General features: G+C 72.3%; 3 protein-coding genes. 1 reads left to right on the forward strand and 2 read right to left on the reverse strand.

Going from position 1 to position 2,561, the window contains the following annotated elements:
• Positions 1-1,695, forward strand: a 1,695-nt coding sequence (gene recJ / locus SZ55_RS26170) for a single-stranded-DNA-specific exonuclease RecJ (protein WP_052807679.1), incomplete at its 5' end; no start/stop codon positions are given.
• A 24-nt stretch (positions 1,696-1,719) separates the two neighbouring features.
• Here the strand turns inward: recJ and SZ55_RS26175 are convergent.
• Both SZ55_RS26175 and SZ55_RS26180 read right to left on the reverse strand, forming a co-directional pair.
• Positions 1,720-2,028, reverse strand: a complete 309-nt coding sequence (locus SZ55_RS26175) for a hypothetical protein (RefSeq protein WP_044414046.1) — start codon at positions 2,026-2,028, stop codon at positions 1,720-1,722.
• Positions 2,025-2,555 carry a hypothetical protein gene (locus SZ55_RS26180; RefSeq protein WP_044414048.1) on the reverse strand — a complete coding sequence of 177 codons (531 nt, stop codon included), beginning with the start codon at positions 2,553-2,555 and terminating at the stop codon, positions 2,025-2,027. The genes SZ55_RS26175 and SZ55_RS26180 overlap by 4 nt, the downstream gene beginning before the upstream one ends.
• Positions 2,556-2,561 lie beyond the last annotated feature (6 nt).

Below are 2,561 nucleotides of genomic sequence, written 5' to 3' on the forward strand. Positions count from 1 at the left end.
CTGCCCGCCACACTGCCCGACCTGGGCAACCTGCCGCCCCTGCTGACCCGCCTCTACGCCGCCCGAGGCGTGAGCTGCGCGGAGGAGCTGGACAAGGGCCTGGCGCGGCTCATCCCCTACACGCAGATGAAGGGCATCGACGCCGCGGTGACGCTGCTGGTGGAGGCCCTGGAGCAGCGCCAGCGCATCCTCTTCGTCGGTGACTTCGACGCCGACGGTGCCACCGCCAGCTGCGTCGGCGTGCTCGGCCTGCGCATGCTCGGCGCCGCCCACGTCGACTACCTGGTGCCCAACCGCTTCGAGTACGGCTACGGGCTGACCCCGGAGATCGTCGCCGTCGCCCTGCAGCGCGAACCGCAGCTGCTGGTGACCGTGGACAACGGCATCTCCAGCGTCGACGGCGTGGCCGCCGCCAAGGCCGCCGGGCTCAAGGTGCTGGTCACCGACCACCACCTGCCGGGCCCGGAACTGCCGGCGGCGGACGCCATCGTCAACCCCAACCAGCCGGGCTGCGAGTTCCCCAGCAAGTCCATGGCCGGGGTCGGGGTGATCTTCTACGTGCTGCTGGCCCTGCGCGCGCGCCTGCGCGAGCTGGGCTGGTTCGCCCGGCGCGGCATGGCCGAGCCGAACCTCGCCGAGCTGCTGGACCTGGTGGCCCTGGGCAGCGTCGCCGACGTGGTGCCGCTGGACGCCAACAACCGCATCCTCGTGCACCAGGGCCTGGCGCGCATCCGCGCCGGCCGTGCCCGTCCCGGCCTCAAGGCGCTGCTGGAGGTGGCCGGTCGCCCGGCGGCGCGCATCACCTCCACCGACCTCGGCTTCATCCTCGGCCCGCGCCTCAACGCCGCCGGTCGCCTGGACGACATGAGCCTGGGCATCGAATGCCTGCTCTGCGAAGACCAGGCCCTGGCCCAGGACATGGCCGTGGAGCTGGACCAGCTCAACCAGGACCGCAAGCAGATCGAGCAGGGCATGCAGCGCGAGGCCCTGGCCCAGCTCAAGGACCTGCCGCTGGAAGACCTGCCGTTCGGCCTCTGCCTGTTCGAGCCGGACTGGCACCAGGGCGTCATCGGCATCCTCGCCTCGCGCCTCAAGGAGCGTTACCACCGCCCGACCATCGCCTTCGCCGATGCCGGCGACGGCCTGCTCAAGGGCTCGGCGCGCTCGGTGCCGGGGTTCCACATCCGCGATGCGCTGGACGCTGTCGCCGCCCGCCACCCGGGGCTGATCAGCAAGTTCGGCGGCCACGCCATGGCCGCCGGCCTGTCGCTGCCGGTGGAGCACTTCGGCGCCTTCGCCAGCGCCTTCGACGCCGAGGTGCGCCGCCAGCTCACCGAGGACGACCTCACCGGCCGCCTGCTCTCCGACGGCCAGCTGAGCCTGCAGGAATTCCACCTGGAACTGGCCCGCGCCCTGCGCCAGGCCGGCCCCTGGGGCCAGCACTTCCCCGAGCCGCTGTTCCACGGCGTGTTCCAGATCGCCCAGCAGCGCCTGGTGGGCGAACGCCACCTGAAGCTGGTGCTCAAGAGCGAGTGCGGCTCGCTGCAGCTGGACGGCATCGCCTTCAACATCGACCGCGACGTCTGGCCGAACCCCACCGTGCGCTGGGCCGAGCTGGCCTACCGCCTGGACGTGAACGAGTTTCGCGGGCAGGAGAGCGTGCAGTTGATGGTGGTGCACATCGCCCCGCGCTAGCCCCCCGTTCCCGCCCGCGGGTTCTCAGCGCGGGCGGATCGCCTCGGGCTCCACTTCCGCCGTATGCCCGGGCCCCAGTTCCAGCAGGACGTGGAACGCCCCGCTCGGGCGTTCGAAGGTGAAGCTGGAGTCCTCGCCCAGGATGCCGTGGATGAGCACCTGCCCCTCATCGTCGAGCACGTCCAGGGTCGCCCCCGGCGTGGCGGTGCCGTCCGAGAGACCGCCCACGCAGCGCACCTGCGTGGCGTCCAGGGCCTGGCATTCGCAATAGATCCCGTGGCCCCAGGCGTTGCCGCCGGCCAGCAGGAGCAGGGCACCGAGCCAGCGCTTCATCGGCCACCTCCACGCTTGCCGAGCCAGGCCACCACGTCGGGGGACGCCTGGGCGAGGGGCAGTGCGGCCTGGTGCACCGAGCCGTCCCAGCCTTCCACCGTCAGCCACAGCTCGGCATCCGCCGGGGCGTCCTCGGGGATGCGCACTTCCGCCAGGCGCCGGTAGGGGCTGCCCGAGGCGAGGGCGCCGGCCGCGCGCAGGTAGCGCGGCTTGCCCACCCGCAGGTAGGCCGCCTTGATCGCGGCGTCGCACTCGCGGCAGAACGCCAGGCTGAAGTCCTTCATGTAGCCGGCCTTGCCTTCGCGCACCGGCTCGCCCCGTTCCCATTCCGCCAGGCGCACGCGCCAGGGGCCGACCGCCAGCTCGCCTATTGGGCGCTCGCCCAGGCCCTGGAGGCCGCGTTCCAGTCTGGCCTCGTGGAAGTAGGCGGGCATGTAGCCGAGGGGGATGAGCACCAGCAGGGCGCTCAGGTGGAAGCGCCAGCGCAGCCAGAGGCGGGCAGGGCGGGAGCGGACGGGGGCGGTCATTCGGTC

The organism is Pseudomonas sp. FeS53a, assembly GCF_000931385.1.
Taxonomy (GTDB): Bacteria; Pseudomonadota; Gammaproteobacteria; order Pseudomonadales; family Pseudomonadaceae; genus Metapseudomonas; species Metapseudomonas otitidis.

Excerpts from the sequence above, each read along its gene's own strand:
- SZ55_RS26175 (WP_044414046.1), bottom strand. The coding sequence starts at position 2,028 with ATGAAGCGCTGGCTCGGTGCCCTGCTCCTGCTGGCCGGCGGCAACGCC.
- SZ55_RS26180 (WP_044414048.1), bottom strand. The coding sequence starts at position 2,555 with ATGACCGCCCCCGTCCGCTCCCGCCCTGCCCGCCTCTGGCTGCGCTGG.